Raw genomic sequence first — 20,215 nt, 5'->3', positions numbered from 1 at the left:
CGGTCAGATCGACAGGGCAGCCGTGAAAAGCAGCAGGCCGACAAGGACGATGAAGAGGGCTGCTCCGATCTCGATGACCGCCTGAAGCCGGAGCGACATGGCGCCGCTGTTGGTGAATTTCAATGCGACGTTCTTTGCCGTCACCGCAAGTGTGGCAAGTATCGCGACGGTGATGAAAGTCCCAAGCGCCATGGCGAATACGGAAAGTACGCCGCCGAGAATGAGGCCGTTCAGCAGCGCGAAGGTGAGCACGATCAGCGCCCCCGAGCAAGGGCGAAGGCCGACCGCCATGATGGCGGACCACGCCATTTTCCAGTCGAACGCACCGGAAAGCCGGGAGGGATCAGGCATATGGGCGTTGCCGCAGGCATCGCAGACCTCGCCAGTGCCGATAAAGCTGTGATCAAACACGGCGCGCCCCGGTCGGGTGGTATCGTAATTGAGGCGGGCGGTGCGGCCCTGCATCTGCATGCGTGCAGTTTGCGAAACGGAGCCTTCCCAGGCGGCGCCTGCCGGGCTTGCCGCAGTGAAAGCAAGGTTGGCCGTTGCGAGTTCCGGCTGTGTGTCGGCTGTCTTCCGCCGCACGCCGAAGAGGAGCGGCACCTTGCGCCAGAGCAGCCACAGGCCGAAGACAATGACCAGGGCGTAGCTCGCCAGTTCCATATAGCGCGCAGTGTCCTTCATCGAGACGCTGGTGCCGCGCAGCACCAGCCAGGCAAGGCCGACGACGACGATCGCCGAAACCGCCTGCAGAACGGAGGAGATGAAGGAGAGAAAAATGCCGCGCTTCAGCGCCGTCTCGTTGGCGATCATGTAGGAGGAAATGACCGCCTTGCCGTGGCCCGGTCCTGCGGCGTGAAAGATGCCGTAGACGAAGGACAGCCCGACCAGAATGGCGGCCTGCCACGGATCCTCGCGCATGGCCTTCAGCGCATTGGTCATGGCCAGATAGAAATTGCGCTGCTCGGTCGCGATCCACTGGATGACATGGGCAAACGGGCCGACCGGCTTCATGCCTACTTCATTGGCGCCGATACCGAGCGAGGATTGCGACCAAGCTTGGCCGGCAAACAGCAAGCCGGCGATCAGACTTGCCAGGAAGATCGGCTTTTTCATGTGTCGTCCCCCACTTACGATGTCGGTTCGCTCAGCTTTGTCCGCAGATGATTTCGAGACGGGTGGCGAAGATCTTCGACATGTCATTGCCGGTCGGGTCGTTGAAGAAGGCGTCGGTCAGGGTCCCCTGATTGGCGGCGATCGCCTCGTCGGGATCGGGACGCACGACCTTGGACGAGCAGACCTTCGGCAGACCGGTGATATGCATGTCCGTGTCGTTTGCGTAGTCGATCGCAGTATAAAAGGTCGGATCATAGACACCGAAGCTCACCTTGTGATCGAGCTTCAAGGGTTCTTCCGGCTTGGATTCGAAGATGATCAGCAACTGATTATCGGGAAAATCGGCAATGAGATGCGCCGGCTTCGCCATGGCCACGTCCTTTCCATCGGAAAGGACGGTTTGGAAATATTTGTACTCGGCAATGGATTCGTTGATCGTCTGGCTCAGCGTATCCAGTTCGCTCTGGTCGAGCTTCAGATCGCCGTTCTTGTCGAATTCCATCAGCACGGTCGAGGAGAAGACATCGTCGAAGCGCCAGACATGGGCGAGCTTCTCCACTGTTCCGTCCGGCGCGACGGTGACTTCGAGCCGCGCATCGGCGAAGACATGCGGGTGAGCGTCGGCGGCCGAGGGCAATGACGCCGCCGCCCCGGCTGCAAACGCCAGTGCCACCGCTCGCCTGGATTGGCGCTTCGTCGGGCGATCCTCATTCTGAGGCATGATTGATTCCTTATGATTCCCGGCAATTCAATTGGTGAACTTGGCGAAAGTGGGACAGGCGGCATATAAAGAGGAGGCTGCTACACATGGTCCCGCTCCTTGAACCATTTCGCGAGATAGTCCACGAGGACGCGCACCTTGGCTGGCAAATATCTGCGATGCGGATAGACGGCATAGATGCCGCCGTCCTTGATGGTGAATTCGTCCAGGCCCGCGACCAGCCTGCCGCTTGCAAGCTCGGGCTCGGCGATGAAGCGCGGAAGAATGCAGAAGCCAAGCCCCTTGACCGCCGCCGCCATGGTTGCCAGCGGAGAATTGACCTCGATCGGGCCGCTGACGGGAACGGTGAGCAGCGATCCGTCGGTGTTGCGGAAATGCCAATTGTTGCGCGACCGGCCATTGGTGTCGACGATGCAGGGCCGGTCGTGCAGGCCTTCCGGCCTTTCCGGCATTCCGACTTTGGCGATGAGTTCGGGCGAGGCGCATAATGCGAGGTGAAATGCGGTCAGGCGCCGGGCAATGAGCGAGGAATCCTGCAGCCGGGTGATGCGGATCGCCAGATCGAATCCTTCTTCCACCAAATCGACAAAGCGATCGTCGAGACGGATATCGAGGATGATCTCCGGATGTTCGACGCAGAAATCGATCAGTGACTGGCCGATCGGCGCATCGGCGAAGGTGCGCGGCGCGGAAAGCTTGATGCGGCCCCGTGCATCGCCACTCGTCTCGCTGATCGAATCCTGCAAGGAGTCGATGTCACGGATGATCTCCGAGGCGCGCTGATAATAGGTATGCCCGGCCTCGGTCATGGAAAATTGCCGTGTCGTGCGGTTGAGCAGCAGGACGCCGAGATCATCTTCCAATTCGCGCACATATTTGGAGAGAAGCGCCTTGGACCGGCCGATCTTGCGCGCCGCCGCCGAAAAACCTTCGGCCTCGACGACATCGATGAAGGCGCGCATACGGGTGAGCGTATCCATAATCAGCGGTCCTCTTCCCCAGTTCGAATTCCGTCTGTCCCGCCTTGCCGGCAGGGCTGGCATTGTTCAACTCTTGTAGATGATTTGGGGCGCTTTGTTCAGTATCTAAAAAATTTTGCGTCAGGGCAGATTTGTCATTGATTGGACACACGTTTCACCTTATATCGCGCCTGCCCAAAGTCGCACGTGCCTGTGGGTGTCCGCCGTCCCTCGAATGGTGAGGGAAACGGTAAGGTACCTGGAACTAACCCCTCCAGTCGGTTTGCCGGCCAACCGCCAAATCGAGGACATCTTGAAGCAACGACGGTGCGGGCCTTTCTGGTGTCTTTCGGTCGTCCAAATACCGAAATTACTGAAGAGGCACACCTTCATTGCCGGCAGTGCGGATGCGGTTCTCCCAATTCCAAGCCAAGGCAGACAAAGCGGAATAACGCGACGCTTTAGCGTTGTTCCATCGCCGCATGAACCTTCGCGTGTTTCCAGCACCTCCAAAGGCTGGCTGCGCGGTGGACGGCTTCATGCACTTTGTCCCTTTGCGGCAGCGATCCGGCGGGCAGCCGGCAAGCCGCAGCCTTTGCAAAGGCGGCCGGGCCGCCGAACAGGAGAATACGATGGCAACCCAGCGCATTATCGATTTCCTCAACACCCGACGTCCGAACGGTCCCTGCCTCGTGGTCGACCTTGATGTCGTGCGTGAAAATTACATTGGCTTCGAAAAGGCGCTGCCGGATTCGCGCATCTTCTATGCGGTGAAGGCCAATCCTGCGCCGGAAATCCTGCGGCTTCTGACGTCGCTCGGCTCGTCCTTCGACACCGCTTCGGTCACCGAGATCGAGATGGCGCTTGATGCCGGCGCGCCCGCTGAGCGCATCTCCTATGGCAACACCATCAAGAAGGAACGCGATATCGCGCGCGCCTTCGAGCTCGGCATCCGTCTCTTCGCCGTCGACAGCGTCGAGGAAGTGGAGAAGATCGCCCGTGCCGCGCCTGGCGCCCGCGTCTTCTGCCGCGTCCTGACCGATGGCGAGGGCGCCGAATGGCCGCTGTCGCGCAAATTCGGCTGCGTTCCCTCCATGGCCGTCAATGTGCTGCGTCAAGCAAAGTTGCTCGGCCTCGTTGCCTATGGCGTATCCTTCCATGTCGGCTCGCAGCAGACAGACCTTTCCGCGTGGGACCGCGCGCTCAGCGATGCCAAGCGTGTCTTTGCGGCGCTGGCCGAGGAAGGCATCATGCTGAAGATGGTCAATATGGGCGGCGGGTTTCCGACGCGCTATCTGCGCGACGTGCCGACGGCGCAGGCCTATGGCCGTGCCATTTTCGACGCACTGCGCAAGCATTTCGGCAACCGTATCCCGGAGACGATCATCGAGCCCGGCCGCGGCATGGTAGGCAATGCCGGCGTCATCAAGACGGAAGTGGTTCTGGTTTCGAAGAAGGCGGACAATGACAATGTCCGCTGGGTCTATCTCGACATCGGCAAATTCGGCGGTCTCGCCGAGACGATGGACGAGGCGATCCGCTACCAGATCGTCACGCCACGCGACGGGGATGCGACGGAGCCCTGCGTGCTCGCCGGGCCGACCTGCGATTCCGCCGATGTGATGTATGAGAAGACGCCCTATCCGCTGCCCGTTTCGCTGACCATCGGCGACGAGCTTCTGATCGAGGGAACGGGCGCCTACACCACCACCTATGCGTCGGTCGCGTTCAACGGCTTCGAGCCGCTCCGATCCTACGTCATCTGAGCCGGCTTTTAGACCGGTTCATTCAGAGCTCGTCCGGCAGGGATGCCGGGTGACCAGCTTGCTCTATCCGATTGGTCAAGACAATGAACGCGACAGTTTCCAAAATCCGGGAAAGCCACAACCAGACCTTCGTCATCCAAGGCGAGACCGAGCATGATGCACCGGCGCGCGAGGCGCTGCTTGATCGCGCCATGGGTGAGGGCCGCCGCCGCAAATCGTCGGAGAAGCTGCGGCGCGGGCGTGTTCCCTCGGCGGGGCTGGCCTTTGCCGCACGCAACGAAGAGGGCACGCTCATCGGTACAGTGCGCCTGTGGGACATCCGCGCCGGGCGTAATCGTTCGGGCGCTCCGGTGCAGGCGCTGCTGCTCGGGCCGCTGGCCGTTAATCCCTCCGCTGAAGGGCTGGGGATCGGCTCGGCGCTGATGCGCCATGCCATCGCTGAAGCCGCACGGCTCGGTCACGGCGCGATCCTGCTGGTCGGCGACCCGGAATATTACGCGCGCTTCGGCTTTTCCGGGGAAAAGGTGGCAAGCCTTGCCATGCCGGGGCCGGTCGAGCGGCGGCGCTTCCTGGCGCTGGAGCTGAAGCCCAGCCATCTCGACGGGGCACACGGTATCCTTTCTCCGTCTGGCCGTCGTGCGGCGAGCGAGCCGCAGGCGCTCCGCCTTACGGCCTGATCAGATCAGTAAAAGGCGGAAGTCTCAACTTCCGCCTTTTTATTTCTTCAGAGCTTCCCTTCGATGGAAGCGTCCAGCAGTTCCAGCACATTCTTCTTTGTCAGCTTCACCGGGTTGCCGCCAGCAGTTGGATCGACCACCGCCATGTCGGCTATCAATGCCTTGCGCTTGTCGTCCATTTCCAGGCCTTTGATGAGGCCCGGCAGCTTGTGCGGCACCTTCAACTGCTTACGCAATTTCAGAACGGCCTTGGCAAAGCCGTTGAAGCCGCCCTTGATACCGAGATAGCGCGACAGGCGGACGATGCGCTCTTCGACCGCATCGCGGTTGAAGGCCAGCACATAGGGCATGAACACCGCATTGGTCATGCCGTGATGAGTGTCGTAGAGGGCGCCGATCGGATGTGACAACGAATGGATTGCGCCGAGCCCTTTCTGGAAGGCGGTAGCGCCCATGGCGGCAGCGCTCATCATGTTTGCCCGCGCCGTCAGGTCCTTGCCGTTCTCGTAGGCTTTGGGCAGGTTCTCGAAGACGAGGCGCATGCCTTCCACAGCAATACCATCCGCCATGGGGTGGTAGCCGGGTGCGCAATAAGCTTCGAGGCAGTGGGCGAACGCATCCATGCCGGTGCCGGCGGTGATGAAAGGCGGCATGCCGACGGAGAGTTCCGGGTCGGCGATTACCGTGACCGGGAGCATCCTCGGATGGAAGATGACCTTTTTCGTGTGCGTCGCCTCGTTGGTGATGACGCCTGCGCGGCCCACCTCCGATCCCGTGCCCGCCGTGGTCGGCACGGCGATGATGGGCGCGATGGCACTGGCATCCGCCCGGGTCCACCAGTCGTCGATATCCTCGAAATCCCAGACCGGGCGGTTCTGGCCGGCCATGAAGGCGACGAGCTTGCCCAGATCCAGTGCCGATCCGCCCCCGAAGGCGATCACGCCGTCGTGGCCGCCATCGCGGAAGATCTTCACCCCCGCATTGAGATTGGATTCCACCGGGTTGGGCTTCACATCAGAAAATACGCCGTAGGAGACGCCGGCATCATCGAGAAGCTTTAGGGTTTTCGCGACAACAGGCAGTTGCGCCAGGCCTGGATCGGTGACGAACAGGGGATTGGCGATGCCGGCGCTTGCGAGGATATCGGGCAATTCCTTGATGCGGCCCGCGCCGAAAAGCACCGTTGTCGGATAATTCCATTTGGAGAAGGGTTCGGTCATGGGGCTGTCTTTCAGATGGCTTCGCGCAGGTGATAGGATTTAGGCCGGGTGAGATTGGCGTAGCCGATAGCGGAGAGTGCTGCGCCCTTGCCGGTGTCCTTGACGCCGGTCCACACCAGCGCGGGGTCGAGATAGTCGCAGCGGTTCATGAAGACCGTGCCGGTCTCGATCCTATCGCCGAGTGATGCCGCATGGTCCGTGTCGGATGTCCACAGCGAGGCGGTGAGGCCATAGGGGCTGTCGTTCATCAGCGCCAGCGCCTCCTCATCGTTACGCACCTTCATGATGCCGACGACGGGGCCGAAGCTCTCCTCGCGCATCACGCTCATCTGGTGATCGACATTGGTGAGCACTTCCGGCGCGAGGTAGGGTGAGCCCGATTTATCCTCCGCAACCTTCATGCCGATATGCGCCTTCGCGCCCTTGCGCAGCGCTTCCGCCTTCTGCTCGCGGATCAGATCGGCGAAGCGGGCCTGCGCCATAGGCCCCATGGTGGTCGCTTGGTCAAGCGGGTTGCCGACGACATATCGCTTGGTCAGGTCGATGAAGCCATCGACGAATTCGTCATAGACTTTTTCGTGCACATAGATGCGCTCGATGCCGCAGCAGCACTGGCCAGTGTTGTAGAATGCGCCGTCGACAAGATTTCCGATTGCATGATCGAGATCAGCGTCGGGTAGCACATAGGCCGGGTCTTTACCGCCGAGTTCGAGGCCGAGCGTCATGAAAGTGCCCGCCGCCGCCCGCTCGATCGCCTTGCCGCCGCCGACCGAGCCGGTGAAATTGACATGGTCGATGCGGCCGGAGGCGAGCAGCTTTTCCGTCTGCGTGTGGTTCAGAACGACATTCTGGAAGACGCCCTTCGGCAGGCCGGCTCTGTCGAATGCCTGCTGGAAGCGTTCGCCTGCCAAAAGTGTCTGGGCGGCGTGTTTCAGGATAACGGTATTCCCGGCGATCAGTGCCGGCATGATGGTGTTGACGGCTGTCAGATAGGGATAGTTCCACGGCGCGATGACCATGACCACCCCGAGCGGCACATGCTTGACATAGCGGCGGAAGCCGGGCTTGTCGTTAGCGATCACGGGCTTCAGCGCGTCCTCGGCAATCTGCACCATATAGCGCGTGCGTTCCTCGACGCCGCCTTTCTCGCCGCCATAGCGCACCGGGCGGCCCATCTGCCAGGCGAGCTCCGGCACGATCTCGTCGTTCATGGCGAGAAGCGCTTCAAGGGCGGCAAGGCAATAGCGTCCGCGCTCGGCAACCGGCGTCTCGGCCCATTCCGCCTGCGCGTGCCGTGCCGCCTCGACCGCCGCGTCGAGCGCCTTGTCGCTGGCCACTGGGCGTTCCGCATAAATCGAACCATCGACGGGTGAGACGATCTTCACCGTTTCGGTCATTCTTTATTTCCTTTGCTTCTTCACATACGCAAGTCCGCCGGGAAAACGGTTCCCGTTTTTCCCGGGAAAACCGCTTCGCACTTTTCCTGGACTTGCTTAGTACCGCTCAAATCCGCGATGCAGCTCCCAGTCGGTGACACGGCGGTCATATTCAAACTGCTCCCAGCGGGCAGTATGAACATAATGCTCGATCACCTCTTCGCCCAATGCCGATTTCAGCATTTTCGACTTTGCGAACATGTCGGTTGCATCGCGCAGCGTCTTGGGAATTTCGGTGAGCCGCGCGCCGCCATAGGCATCGCCCTCGAAGGGCTTTGCCAATTCGAGCTTTTCATCGATGCCGGCAAGGCCAGCGGCGATGAGACCGGCGAAGGCGAGATAGGGGTTCAGATCGGCGCCGCCGATGCGGCATTCGATGCGGATCGCCTTCGAGTTTTCGCCGCAGAGGCGGAAGCCTGCCGTGCGGTTGTCGCGGCTCCAGACGATCTTGGTTGGCGCGAAGGTGCCGGCCTGGAAGCGCTTGTAGGAGTTGATATAGGGCGCCAGAAGCAGGGTGATGTCGCGGGCATATTTCAATTGTCCCGCCACCCAGGACCGCATGAGCGCCGACATGCCGTATTCCGCCTTGGGATCGTGGAAAAGAGATGTCTTTCCATCGGCGCTCCACAGCGAATTGTGGATGTGGCTGGAGCTTCCGGCCAGCGCATAGTCATATTTCGCCATGAAGGTGATTGCCTTGCCCATCTGGGTGGCGATCTCCTTGCAGCCGTTCTTCAAGACGACGTGACGGTCGGCCATCTCCAGCGCCTCGGCATAGCGGACGTTGATCTCCTCTTGTCCAGGGCCCCATTCGCCCTTGGAGTTTTCGACGGGGATGCCCGCATCGAAAAGGCCGTTGCGGATGGCGCGCATCACCGTGTCTTCCTTGCTGGTCATCTGGATCACGTAATCCTGGATATAGGGCGAGGCGGTTGTCATTGCCTTCCAGTGCTTTGCGCGGGCGCTCTCATAGGTCTCGTCGAAGAGGTAGAATTCGAGCTCGGAGGCGAAATAGGCGAGGTATCCGCGCTCCTCAAGCCGCGCCAGCTGACGCTTGAGGATGCCGCGCGGCGAATGGGCCAGGTCCTCATGATGGTGATGGTCGAGAATGTCGGAAAGGACGAGTGCGGTCTTTTCGAGCCAGGGAATACGGCGGATGGTGGAAAGATCCGGCTTGATGACGAAATCGCCATAGCCGTTCTTCCAGCTTGCCGCTTTGTAACCAGGCACCGGTTCCATATCGATGTCATTGGCCAGCAGATAATCGCAGCCATGGGTTTCGTCGTGGGCGGCTTCGACGAAATAGCTGCCGTGGAAACGCTTGCCGATCAACCGGCCCTGCATATCGACGAAGCAGGCGAGAACGGTGTCGATGACGCCATCCGCCACTTCCTTTTTCAGTTCATTGAAGGTGAGATTTCCAGGCATCAATGTCTCCGCCGGATCGGATGGGGTCGTGAGGGATGCACCCGGCCTCCATGACGGCCGGGTGCAATGTCGATCAGGTTCAGCCGGTTACGGCGCAACCTTGCCAGCCAGCTCCGCTGCGCCTGACGCGGCCTTGGCGGCTTCGGCATGTTCCAGCGCGAACTCCTCTTCCGGCGACAGGATCAGCTTGTGACGGCCGACGAGGGCAAAGTAAGCGACGAACACCGCGAACCAGATGGCGACACCGAGAATGCCCTGCCGGTAGATGGGATCGTTCAGCTGGAAATAGAGCGTGACGATCGCGATGAGGATGGTGAGCACGGCGCTCGGTATGCCGAACGGATTGCGGAAGGGCCGCTCGATGTTCGGCTGGTTCTTGCGCAGGAGAATGAAGGACAGGGCCTGCATGATGTAGCTCAGCATCGCGCCGAAAACGGCCATGTTGAGCAGCGTGAAGCCGATGGCCGCGCCGCCTCTTTCCTCACCAAGCAGGAACCAGAGGGTGAGGATCACGGCCAGACCGAGGAGTGCACCGCCGATCATGGCGACATGCGGGGTCTTGCGGGTGCCATGCGTCACCGACAGGAAGGTCGGGAAATAGCCGGCGCGGCTCAGCGAATAGATCTGCCGCCCTTGCGCGAAGATGATGGTGTGGAACGAGGCGATGAGGCCCAGAACCGCGACAAGCGCCAGTCCCTTGGCAATGCCTTCGCCATAGATCGCCTTGAAGCCATCGAGCAAGGGCTCGCCTGAAGAGCCGAGTGCGAAGGAGCCGATGCCCGATACCGACGGGTTGAGGGTGAGGATGGCGAAGGCGGAGACGATCAGCGTCAGCATGCCAAGGATGATTCCCCTCGGCATATCGCGCTTCGGGTCGATCGATTCTTCAGCGGCAAGCGGCAATTGCTCGATGGCAAGGAACAGCCAGACGGCGAAGGGCAGGGCCGCGAGCGCGCCGCCAATACCGTTCGGCAGGAAAGGTCCGTTGCCGTCAGGCAGTTCGACGCCGCCGGGCCCGATGTTCAACGCCCAGCGTGAAAAGTCGATATGGCCGAGGGCCGAAATCCAGAACACGACGAGGCAGAGCAGGGCGAGGATGGTGACAACAAGCGTCACCCGGAAGGAAAGCGCCACGCCCCAGATGTTGAGCCCGAGAAAGACGATATAAGCCGCGATCCACCAGACCGGCTGGAATTCCGGCGTGGTGCCGAAAATACCGGTGAGATAAGAACCGATGAAGAAGACGATGACGGCGGGCGTCAGCACATATTCGACATTTTCCGCCAGCCCCGTGAGGAAGCCACCCCATGGCCCCATCGATGTGCGGGCGAAGGAATAGGCCGCACCTGTGTGGGGCAGGGCGGGCGACATTTCGGCAATCGCAAAGGTCAGCCCCAGATACATGATGGCGATGATGATGGTGGCGATGAACATGCCGCCCCAGCCACCCTGGGTGAGGCCGCCGTTCCAGCCGGAGAAATGGCCTGATATCACCGCGCCGACGCCGAGCGCCCAGAGATGCCACGCATTGGCATGGCGCACGAGCTGCCGGCTTTCGAAATAGCTCTTGTCGCGCGTCTGATAAGCAACGCTGCCGACCACTTTCTTGTCTGCACTTGCCATTTTCATTCCCCTGTCAATTGGTTGGTTGACGTCAGTGCATTCATGTCCGCCGGACCGGCGGTTATAAAACTTCTCCTTCGACCTCTCCCAGAATGCGGGCGAGCCTCTCGCCCCATTGTTTTTCCTGTTGCTCAGTGGTCACGAGATCGTTGCGGATTTCGATCATGACCGCCTTCAACTGTTTGGCCTGCGCGTGTCGCTCAAGCGTATAATAGACCCGGTCGGCTGGCGAATAGGGCTGGTTTATCCCGACGCAAAGGCCCGCCATCGCCTGCAATCCGGCAATGATTGGTGCGGCGAGCCTGGTATCATCGTCATGGATGATACCGACATGCCAAGGGCGTTCCTCGCCGCGATAGACGGGCGTGAACGTGTGGATGGCGACGAGAACGGGCGGAATGCCGGCGGCGATGCGCGATGCGACAAGCGCTTCGATTGCCGCGTGGTAGGGCGCATGGGCCAACACCACCCGTTCGGCGATCTCGCTTTCGCTCAAATGCATGTTGCCGGGAATATTCGTCAATTCGCTCAAGCTCGGGACAAGATCGGGCGCATCAAGAGGCCGATTGCAGTCGACTATGAGGCGTGAGATGCAGGATTCGACCAAGGGAGCGTCTAGAAGGCGGCTCATTTCTCGTGCCACGCCCAGGGCGCCGGGATCCCAGGCGATATGACGCTGCAGATCTTTCTTTGTCAGCCCCAGGGTGTCGAAGCCCGAGGGAATATGGTTTGATGCATGATCGCAGAGCAGCAGCACTGGGCTCTTGCCGTGCCCATTGGTGATCCTGACCGGAATTTCAACGTCCGCAACCGCGATCGCATCAGCCATTCGATGTTCCCCGAGAATTGTACTGTTTGTTACAGTCTCTATTTAAATTTCCCGTATCGTATGATTTGATACATATCGGCCGGATTTGTCAAAATGAATCTTTGCCTTCCGTGCAGAGAAGAAACATCAGGGGAGGGGCAGGCGGGAGAAATGAAAACAAGCATATCCGAGCTGATCAGCGAGAAGATCGTCTCCATGTCGGCGAGCGAGCGAAGGGCGGCGCAGACGCTGATCGCCCATTATCCTCTGATCGGCCTCAAGACGGTCGCGGATTTTTCGGCGCAGGCGGGGGTGAGCTCTCCGACCATACTGCGTTTCGTGGCAAGGCTCGGCTTCTCCAGCTATCCCGAATTCCAGGCAGCACTGCAGGAGGAATTGGCGGCGCAGATACAGTCGCCGCTGACGCGCAATCTGGCGCCCCAATCTGCCCGTCCGCAGAGTGCCTTTGCGCAGGTGGACGCCACGCTCGACAATATCCGCGAGACCTTCAGCCATCTGCCCGAGGCGCAGACCGCCGAAATCGTCGCCTTACTCAGCCGACCGCGCAGCCGCATTCATCTCGTCGGTGGACGGTTTACAGACCCCATCGCCCGCTACATGGCGGCGCATCTGCAGATCATCCGCCCCGACGTGTTCCATCTCGAGGGGCAGGAGAGCAATTGGCGCGACCGGTTGATCGATATGGGCAAGCGCGACGTGCTGATGATCTTCGATATCCGTCGCTACCAGGAAAGTCTGATCCGTTTTGCCGAAAAGGCGCAGGCGCGCGGCGTCGAGATCGTGCTTGCGACCGACCAATGGCTTTCCCCGATCGCCCGTTTTGCCCGCCATGTGATCGCAGGGCGCACCGGCGTTCCCTCTGCATGGGATTCGACGGCCGCCCTTTTCATCGTGGCAGAAGTGCTGATCGCAGAGATCACGCGACATGCCGAGGAGACTGCCAGCAAGCGCATCCGGGAAATGGAGGAACTGCGCGGCGAGTAGCGCGGCTTCTTCAATTTGTCGCCATCGCGGCGCGGACATCTTTGTCTGCCGCAATAAAATCGCTAAGTTGCGACTATAGTCGAAAACGTGATTCCGGCACGGTCGTGCTGCCAATCTCCCATTATATCCCCGAAAGGAAGCGTCATGGAAAAAGCGGATATCGGACTGATCGGTCTTGGTGTCATGGGAGCCAATCTCGCGCTCAACATCGCCGAAAAAGGTTACCGCATCGCCGTCTATAACCGCACAACCGAGAAGACCCACGAGTTCCATGAGAATGCCGGGGAACTGAAGGACCGGATCATCCCATGCGATACGCTGGAGCAGCTCGTCGGCAGCATCCGCGCACCGCGGCCGATCATCCTTATGATCAAGGCCGGCGATCCGGTCGACCACGAGATCAAGGCGTTGAAGCCGCTGCTGATGCGCGACGACATCATCATCGATGCCGGTAATGCCAATTTCCATGACACGGTCCGCCGCCTGAACAGTCTTGGCACGGACGATCCGACGTTTGTCGGCATGGGCGTTTCCGGCGGCGAGGAGGGCGCGCGCCATGGGCCTTCGATCATGGTGGGTGGCACTAAAGAAGCCTATGATCGCATCTCCCCGGTCCTGACGGCGATTGCCGCCAAATATCAGGGCGAACCCTGCTGCGCGCTGCTCGGGCCTGATGGCGCGGGACATTTCGTCAAGACCATCCATAACGGCATCGAATATGCCGACATGCAGATGATCGCCGAGATCTATGGTATCTTGCGCGATGGGCTTGGCCTTTCGGCGCCAGCCATCGGCAGCGTCTTTTCCAAATGGAATGACGGTCCGCTCAATTCCTACCTGATCGAGATCACCGCCAAGGTGCTGCTCGCCGTCGATCCAGAGACGGGCAAGGCCGCGGTGGACGTCATTCTGGATTCAGCCGGACAGAAGGGCACGGGCCGCTGGTCGGCCATCGAGGCGCAGATGCTTGGGGTTCCCGCCACGGGCATCGAAGCCGCGGTCGCCGCGCGGTCACTTTCGGCGCTCAAGGCGGAGCGACAGGTGGCCGAGAAGGCGTATCCCTCGGGCGGAGCCGCGCTTTCACCGCAGGACCGGGCCCATTTTATCGACGATCTCGAGCAGGGCCTGCTTGCCGGCAAGATCGCCGCTTATGCGCAAGGCTTCGCGGTGATGGCGGCGGCCTCGAAGGAATATCAGTGGAATCTGCCGCTTGCCACTACCGCCCGCATCTGGCGGGCGGGCTGCATTATCCGCTCGCAGTTTCTGGATGTCATCGCGGAAGCGTTCGACAAGGGGGCGCCGGAAAATCTGCTGCTCGCGCCTGCATTCATCGAGCGCATGACCAAGGGCTCGGCGGCGCTGCGGGCGGTTGTTTCCACCGCCGCGCTCTCGGGGCTGCCGGTGCCGGCGCTCAGTGCCGCGCTCAGCTATTTCGACAGCTATCGTCAGGCGCGCGGCACCGCCAATCTCATCCAGGCGCAGCGCGATTTCTTCGGCGCGCATGGCTTCAAGCGGCTCGACCGGGAGGGCGATTTCCACGGACCATGGTCGGATATCGGCGCTTAGTCTTGGCGGAATAAACTGCAAAGTGAGATGAAAGCCGCCCTGTCGGGCGGCTTTTCTTCATTCTCCGAGAACCAGCAGATCCTTCGCTGCAAAGCTGATCCTGACCTTCTCGCCGCGTGCCGGCGGCGGGGAGCCCGGATTATTGAACATATCCAGTGAGACGCTGTTTTTGCCAAGTGAGACGCGCGTGCGGATGACAGAGCCGAGGAAATGCACGTCGTTGATGGTGCCCTCGATCGCCGTGTCGCGGGCCTTGTGCGGGTCGATGGTTACGGCCTCCGGGCGCAGCGCCAGCGCCAGCATTTCCCCCTTCTTGTGGCCGGAGAGCGGCTGCGCCAGCGTTATCCGGTTACCGTCGAGATCGATGACGCCCTTCTTCGCATCGTCAACCTTGCCCTCGAGCAGGTTGAGCGTGCCGACGAAGGAGGCGACGAAGCGTGATGCCGGACGGTTATAGATGTCGAAGGGGGTGCCGATCTGCTCGGCCCGTCCCTCCGACATAACAACGATGCGATCGGAGATCGAAAGCGCCTCCTCCTGATCATGCGTCACGAAGACGGTGGTGATACCGAGCTTCTGCTGGATCGCGCGGATCTCTTCTCGCAGAGAAACACGGATCTTGGCATCGAGCGCCGACAGCGGCTCGTCAAGGAGCAGCACCTGTGGCTTGGTCGCCAGCGCGCGGGCCAGCGCCACGCGCTGCTGCTGGCCGCCCGAGAGCTGGTAGGGATAGCGGTCGCTGAGATGGCCAAGCCGGATGAGATCGAGCATCTCCGTTACCGTCGCGTCGATCTCCGCGTTCGACTTTTTCGAAACGCGGAGACCGAAGGCGACGTTCTGCGCCACGGTCATATTGGGAAACAGCGCATAGGCCTGAAACACCATGCCGATATTGCGCTGGTTGGGCTTCAGATTGACGACGTCCTGGCCGTCGATACTGATCGTGCCGGAGGTCGGAACTTCGAAACCCGCCACCATGCGCAGGACCGTGGTCTTGCCGCAACCGCTGGGGCCGAGGAAGGAAACGAACTCGCCCTTCTCGATCGAAAGGTTGAAATCCTTGACGACCTGATTGGTTCCGAAGCTCTTTTGCAGATGGGATATTTCAAGGAAAGCCATGGGAACCGTTCTCAGACGCTAGGTACTTTGAATTTGTTGAGGCGCGATACGAGCTGGATCAACGCCATGCTGAACCAGGTGATCGCGAATGAAATGACCGCGAGGGCGGAAGGCTCATAGGCGCGGTTGGCGCCGACGAGCTGGAGATAGGGGCCGAAGGCCGGGCGGTTGAGAAGCGAGGCCAGCGTAAATTCGCCGATGACGATGGCGAAGGTGATGAATGCGCCGCTCAACACGCCGGAGAGCACGTTTGGAAATATGACCTTGAACAGGATTGTCGGCCAGCCGGCACCGAGACTTTCGGCGGCTTCGGTCAGGGTTCGAACGTCGATCGCGCGCATGGCTGTATCGACGGCGCGGTACATATAGGGCAGCGACAACGTCACATAGCCGAACATCAGGAGCAGGTCCGTCATCCGGCGCGATCCGGTGAAGGGCAGAATGGACGACGAGTTATAGATCCTCAAATAGCCGAAGACGATGACGATGGCCGGGATCACCAGCGGCATCAGCGTTATGAATTCGACGATGGGGCGCAGGTGCGGCAGGCGCAGCCGGATCCAATAGGCGGTCGGCACCACGAGCAGGACGCCGAAGACGATGGTCATCAGACCGAGGATCGTGGAATAGCCGAAAGTCGCCTGAAAGTTCGGATCGGAAAAGACAACACGATAAGCATCGAAGGAATATTCGCCGCGCCGCATGCGCAGCGAGAATTCAAACGTGCCGATCAGCGGCACAAGGAAATAGATCGCGCCGATGGCGAATGCGATCCAGGCTCCGATGCGCTGGGTTTTCATTTCAGCCACCTTTCCGCGCGCATCCGCAGCCAGATATAGAGCACGTTGGAGGCGCCAGTGATGACGATCATGCCGAGCGCCAACGCATAACCGAGGTTCTGATTGTGCAGGACGTCACCGCGGATCTGCGCATAAAGCAAAATAGGCACGATATTGAGCGACGAGCCCGTCAGCGCATAGGCAGTGGCGATGGCACCGAAGGCGTTTGCGAAAAGGAGAAGGCTGGTGCCGAGCAGGCTCGGCCAGAGGATGGGAAAGGCCACCATGCGCCAATATTGCGTGGAGGTGGCACCGAGAATGGAAGCGGCTTCACGCCATTCCTTCTTGAGGCCATCCAGCGCGGGCGTGAGGATCAGCACCATCAGCGGTATCTGGAAGAAGAGATAGGTGAGCGTCAGGCCGAGGAAGCTCAGGAGGTTGAAGCCGGTCGCGTAGAGATTGAAGCCGAGATAATTCTTGAGCAACACTGTGACGAGGCCGGTGCGGCCGAGGGTCGCGAGAAAGGCAAAGGCGAGAGGAACACCGGCGAAATTCGATGCCACGCCCGAAAACGTCAGAACCGTCGGCCGCAGCCATGACGGGAGCCTGCCGAGCACGATCGCCCAGGCCAGGAAAAAGCCGATGAGTGCGCCGCCGAGCGCCGAGGCGAGGCTGATGCGGATCGAAATCCAGTACGCGCTCATGATGGAGGGCTGGAAAAGATCGGCGATGTTCTGGAACGTGAAATTGCCGGCCTGATCCTGGAAAGCGCCGACGATGAGAAACAACGTCGGCCAGATCAGGAACATGATGGCGAAAAGGAAAAACGGGACCACGCCCAGCCATTCGAGCGGCAGGCGCCGCGCAAGCGATGGTGTGAGGGCGGTCGAGGAAGCGTCCGGGATGCTGCTCATGGGCGATCATAGCCTTCCGGCAGGCGACATGTCTTGTGCAACATGCCGCCTGCCGGAAAAAGCTTCTTACTGGACGTTCGCGCCGACGACGCTATCCCAGGACTTGGTGATCACCTCGTTCGAGGCCTTCTGATCGTCGAGCGTCGGGAAGACGGCCTTCTCGTAAGCTTCCGCCGGAGGCAGCTTGTCGAGGAGCTCCTGAGGAACCTTGCCGTTCTTGACGAGATCATTGAAGCGGATCGGATGGCAATAGCCCTTCAGCCAGGCGAGCTGGCCTTCGTCGGAATAAAGATGTTCCATCCACAGCTTGGCGGCATTGGGATGCGGCGCATAGGCGCTGATCGCCTGAACGTATACACCGGCGACGACGCCGGACTTCGGCACGACGACTTCGACCTCTGGATTGCCGTTCAGGGTGTCGCGATCAGAAAGGGCGTTGTAGTCCCAGCGGATCAGGATGGGCGTGGAGCCCTGTGCCAGAGACGCGGCTTTGCCAATAACAGGCACGAAATTGCCCTTGGCGTTCAGCTGCTTGAAGAAATCAAGACCTGCTTCGCCAGCCTTGGCTCCCGCTTCCGCGCCGGTGGAGAGGCCAGCGGCGTAAACACCGAGAATGGCCTGGTTGGAGGCTCGCGGATCGCCCGCCAGCGCCACGGAGTTCTTGTAATCGTCCTTGAGCAGGTCCGACCAGTCCTGCGGAACATTGTCGATGATGTCCTTATTCACCTCGAATGCAAGGACGCCGTAATAGTCGCCATACCAGTGGCCTTCCGGATCCTTCGCATTGTCCGGGATCGAATCCCAGGTGGAAACCTTATAGGGCTGCGTCAGGCCTTCGGCCTTGGCGGAGGGGCCGAAGGAGAAGCCGACGTCGATGACGTCAGGGGCCTGCGGGCCCTTATTGTCCTTGTTGGCCTTGATCGCCTCGATCTCGTCGCCCGATCCCGCATCCGGATTGAGTTCGTTGATTTCGATGCCGTACTTCTCCTTGAAGCCGGTGATCAGGGCGCCATATCCGCACCAGTCGTGGGGCAGCGCGATGGTCGTCAACTGACCCTCGGCCTTGGCGGCGGCGATAAGTTCGGCGGATGGCTCCGCGGCGGCGACACTCGTGCCGACGATGGCGAGAGCGGTCGATAGAGACAGCAATCGTGCTGAATACCCAAGCATAAAATAACTCCCCTGTTTGGAACGGCGAACGCCATTGGCTCGATTCCAGCATCCGCGCCCTCCCGATAGTCTCATCGAATGACAATTGGATGACAGCCGCTGTCGGTGCAGGACCTCGTAGCAGCAGGAAGTGAACCACTTTTCCCGGGGCTTAGCAATTGATCCGTTTTGGTAATTTACGAATTATGACAAATATATTTCATCTCTGTGACGTAGTGGAAAACACCCGACGAAGAGCAAAAACCAGCAGATTTGCCCCAATTTCTTGGGAAATTACGGTGGCCGTGCCTTTAATGGCCACCGCCACCGCCCGCCTGCTGGCCCGGCTTGCGCAAGAGAATAGCGAAGACCGCCAAAGACGCGAACAGCAGCGTCAGGATGAAGAAGACGTCTATGAAGGACATGAGCGTCGCCTGCTGGCGGACCAGTCCGGAAATCCTGGCGAGGGCGGCGGTATTGCCGTCAATGCCGGCGGCGTTGAACCTTGCGGCCATGCTGGCAAGCATGTCCTCTGCCTCCCGGTTGCCCCAGCTGATATGTTCCGCCAAGCGGGCATAGTGCATGTCGGCGCGTCTGGTCAGGACGGTGTTGATGACGGCGAGGCCGACGGCGCCGCCGAGATTGCGCGTCAGGTTGAAGAGACCCGAGGCGTTCTTCAGGCGCGAGGGCGGCAATGTGCCGAGCGCGAGATTGTTGATTGGCACCATGCAGAGCATGAGCGAGCAGCCGCGCAGGATCTGCGGGAGCAGAAGCTCGTGGAAATCCCAATCGGCCGTCAGTCCGGTCATCGTCCATGTGCCCGCGGCAAAGCCGAGGAACCCGATCATCATCATCAGGCGCGAATCCATGCGGTTGGAGAGGAAGCCCGCCACCGGCGCAGTCATGAACATGGCAAGGCCGCTGACAAACAGCGCTTCGCCGATCATCAGCGCGTCATAGCCGCGGATCTGGCTGAGATAGAGCGGATAAAGATAAGTCAGGCCATAGAGGCCGACACCCATGACGAAGGAGAATACCGAGCCGAAGGCGAAGTTGACATTGGTGAAGGCGCGCAGATCGACGATCGGCTCTTCCTGGGTAAAGACGCGGTAGAAGAAGATGATGGCGCCGATGGCGAGAACGATGCTGAACAACAGGATCACATCATCCTGCAGCCAGTCGTTGCGAGGGCCTTCTTCCAGAACGTATTCGAGCGAGCCGAGGAAGGCCGCCATGCCCGCCAGGCCCCACCAGTCGAATTTATCGAGGAGTGAGCGGTCGCCTTCGTCGAAATCGATGAGGTTCCACGCGGCGATCGCCACGAGGATGCCGGGGCCGACATTGACGAGAAACAGCCAATGCCAGGAAAAAGCGTCGCTGAGATAGCCGCCGACCGTCGGCCCGATGGTGGGGGCGAGCGTGGCGACAAGGCCGATCATCGGCGAGACGATGGAGCGTTTCGATGGAGGAAAGATGGTGAAGGCGGCGGCGAACACGCTCGGGATCATGCCGCCACCGATGAAACCCTGTATCGCCCGGTACACGATCATCTGATCGATGCTGGTCGCCGTCGCACAAAGGATGCTGGCAAGCGTGAAGCCGGCGGCCGATATGGTAAACAGGACGCGCGTCGACATGAGCCGCCCGAGAAAGCCCGAAAGCGGGATCATGATGACCTCCGCGATCAGATAGGCGGTCTGGACCCAGGATATCTCGTCGGTACTGGCGCTCAGCCCTGCCTGGATTTCCGCCAGCGACGCCGAGACGATCTGAATATCCAGAATGGCCATGAACATGCCGAAGACCATCGCCAGGAAGGCAATGGCCTTTTTCGGATCTATGCGATCATCGGCGGGAGCCTGGGGCGTCGGCATACCGGCTGTGGTCGTGGTGGCCATGACGGCTCACTCCATTGAATTGCCCGCGGTC

17 protein-coding genes are annotated in these 20,215 nt (G+C 60.4%); 4 read left to right on the top strand and 13 right to left on the bottom strand.

Going from position 1 to position 20,215, the window contains the following annotated elements; all coding sequences use genetic code 11:
• Nucleotides 1–3: 3 nt before the first annotated feature.
• The 3 genes from ATN84_RS16620 to ATN84_RS16610 all read right to left on the bottom strand — a co-directional run bounded on the left by ATN84_RS16620 (nt 4) and on the right by ATN84_RS16610 (nt 2,817).
• Nucleotides 4–1,116, bottom strand: a complete 1,113-nt coding sequence (locus tag ATN84_RS16620) for a nickel/cobalt transporter (protein ID WP_068882800.1) — start codon at nt 1,114–1,116, stop codon at nt 4–6.
• Nucleotides 1,117–1,147: 31 nt separating this feature from the next.
• Nucleotides 1,148–1,837, bottom strand: a complete 690-nt coding sequence (locus tag ATN84_RS16615) for a DUF1007 family protein (protein ID WP_068882799.1) — start codon at nt 1,835–1,837, stop codon at nt 1,148–1,150.
• 80 nt (nt 1,838–1,917) lie between these two features.
• Nucleotides 1,918–2,817 (bottom strand): LysR family transcriptional regulator, encoded by a 900-nt coding sequence (locus tag ATN84_RS16610; RefSeq protein ID WP_068882798.1) that lies wholly within the window; start codon nt 2,815–2,817, stop codon nt 1,918–1,920.
• 611 nt (nt 2,818–3,428) lie between these two features.
• Here ATN84_RS16610 and odc2 point away from each other — a divergent pair.
• On the top strand, nt 3,429–4,562 hold the full coding sequence (gene odc2, locus ATN84_RS16605) for an ornithine/lysine decarboxylase (protein WP_068882797.1): 1,134 nt from the start codon (nt 3,429–3,431) through the stop codon (nt 4,560–4,562).
• An 83-nt stretch (nt 4,563–4,645) separates the two neighbouring features.
• The gene (locus ATN84_RS16600) at nt 4,646–5,239 is read left to right on the top strand and encodes a GNAT family N-acetyltransferase (protein WP_068882796.1); all 594 of its coding nucleotides are present in this window, start codon (nt 4,646–4,648) and stop codon (nt 5,237–5,239) included.
• 47 nt (nt 5,240–5,286) lie between these two features.
• Here the strand turns inward: ATN84_RS16600 and ATN84_RS16595 are convergent, their stop codons facing one another.
• The 5 genes from ATN84_RS16595 to ATN84_RS16575 form a co-directional block, all read right to left on the bottom strand.
• A complete protein-coding gene (locus ATN84_RS16595; protein ID WP_068882795.1) occupies nt 5,287–6,459 on the bottom strand; it encodes an iron-containing alcohol dehydrogenase in 1,173 nt (390 codons plus the stop codon).
• An 11-nt stretch (nt 6,460–6,470) separates the two neighbouring features.
• Nucleotides 6,471–7,856 (bottom strand): aldehyde dehydrogenase family protein, encoded by a 1,386-nt coding sequence (locus ATN84_RS16590; RefSeq protein WP_068882794.1) that lies wholly within the window; start codon nt 7,854–7,856, stop codon nt 6,471–6,473.
• A gap of 96 nt (nt 7,857–7,952) precedes the next feature.
• A complete protein-coding gene (locus ATN84_RS16585; RefSeq protein WP_068882793.1) occupies nt 7,953–9,323 on the bottom strand; it encodes a glutamine synthetase family protein in 1,371 nt (456 codons plus the stop codon).
• An 87-nt stretch (nt 9,324–9,410) separates the two neighbouring features.
• Nucleotides 9,411–10,946, bottom strand: a complete 1,536-nt coding sequence (locus ATN84_RS16580) for an amino acid permease (RefSeq protein ID WP_068882792.1) — start codon at nt 10,944–10,946, stop codon at nt 9,411–9,413.
• A 61-nt stretch (nt 10,947–11,007) separates the two neighbouring features.
• Nucleotides 11,008–11,775 (bottom strand): N-formylglutamate amidohydrolase, encoded by a 768-nt coding sequence (locus ATN84_RS16575; RefSeq protein ID WP_068882791.1) that lies wholly within the window; start codon nt 11,773–11,775, stop codon nt 11,008–11,010.
• A gap of 150 nt (nt 11,776–11,925) precedes the next feature.
• Between ATN84_RS16575 and ATN84_RS16570 the strand changes: the two genes are divergently transcribed.
• Both ATN84_RS16570 and gndA read left to right on the top strand, forming a co-directional pair.
• Nucleotides 11,926–12,759 carry a MurR/RpiR family transcriptional regulator gene (locus tag ATN84_RS16570; protein ID WP_068882790.1) on the top strand — a complete coding sequence of 278 codons (834 nt, stop codon included), beginning with the start codon at nt 11,926–11,928 and terminating at the stop codon, nt 12,757–12,759.
• A 144-nt stretch (nt 12,760–12,903) separates the two neighbouring features.
• On the top strand, nt 12,904–14,325 hold the full coding sequence (gene gndA / locus ATN84_RS16565) for an NADP-dependent phosphogluconate dehydrogenase (RefSeq protein ID WP_068882789.1): 1,422 nt from the start codon (nt 12,904–12,906) through the stop codon (nt 14,323–14,325).
• 57 nt (nt 14,326–14,382) lie between these two features.
• On the opposite strand, the gene ATN84_RS16560 is transcribed toward gndA, so the two are convergent.
• The 5 genes from ATN84_RS16560 to ATN84_RS16540 form a co-directional block, all read right to left on the bottom strand.
• Nucleotides 14,383–15,444 (bottom strand): ABC transporter ATP-binding protein, encoded by a 1,062-nt coding sequence (locus ATN84_RS16560; protein WP_068882788.1) that lies wholly within the window; start codon nt 15,442–15,444, stop codon nt 14,383–14,385.
• Nucleotides 15,445–15,455: 11 nt separating this feature from the next.
• Nucleotides 15,456–16,244 carry an ABC transporter permease gene (locus ATN84_RS16555; protein ID WP_068882787.1) on the bottom strand — a complete coding sequence of 263 codons (789 nt, stop codon included), beginning with the start codon at nt 16,242–16,244 and terminating at the stop codon, nt 15,456–15,458.
• Complete coding sequence (locus tag ATN84_RS16550) at nt 16,241–17,137, bottom strand: ABC transporter permease (protein WP_068882786.1); 897 nt, start codon at nt 17,135–17,137, stop codon at nt 16,241–16,243. The genes ATN84_RS16555 and ATN84_RS16550 overlap by 4 nt, the downstream gene beginning before the upstream one ends.
• A gap of 66 nt (nt 17,138–17,203) precedes the next feature.
• Complete coding sequence (locus ATN84_RS16545) at nt 17,204–18,307, bottom strand: ABC transporter substrate-binding protein (protein WP_068882785.1); 1,104 nt, start codon at nt 18,305–18,307, stop codon at nt 17,204–17,206.
• A 290-nt stretch (nt 18,308–18,597) separates the two neighbouring features.
• Nucleotides 18,598–20,184, bottom strand: a complete 1,587-nt coding sequence (locus ATN84_RS16540) for a DHA2 family efflux MFS transporter permease subunit (RefSeq protein ID WP_068882784.1) — start codon at nt 20,182–20,184, stop codon at nt 18,598–18,600.
• Between the last annotated feature and the right edge of the window lie 31 nt (nt 20,185–20,215).

This window comes from Paramesorhizobium deserti (assembly GCF_001558695.1).
Taxonomy (GTDB): domain Bacteria; phylum Pseudomonadota; class Alphaproteobacteria; order Rhizobiales; family Rhizobiaceae; genus Paramesorhizobium; species Paramesorhizobium deserti.
Note: the sequence above shows the minus strand (reverse complement) of the source record. Positions and strands in the feature narration are given on the sequence as shown.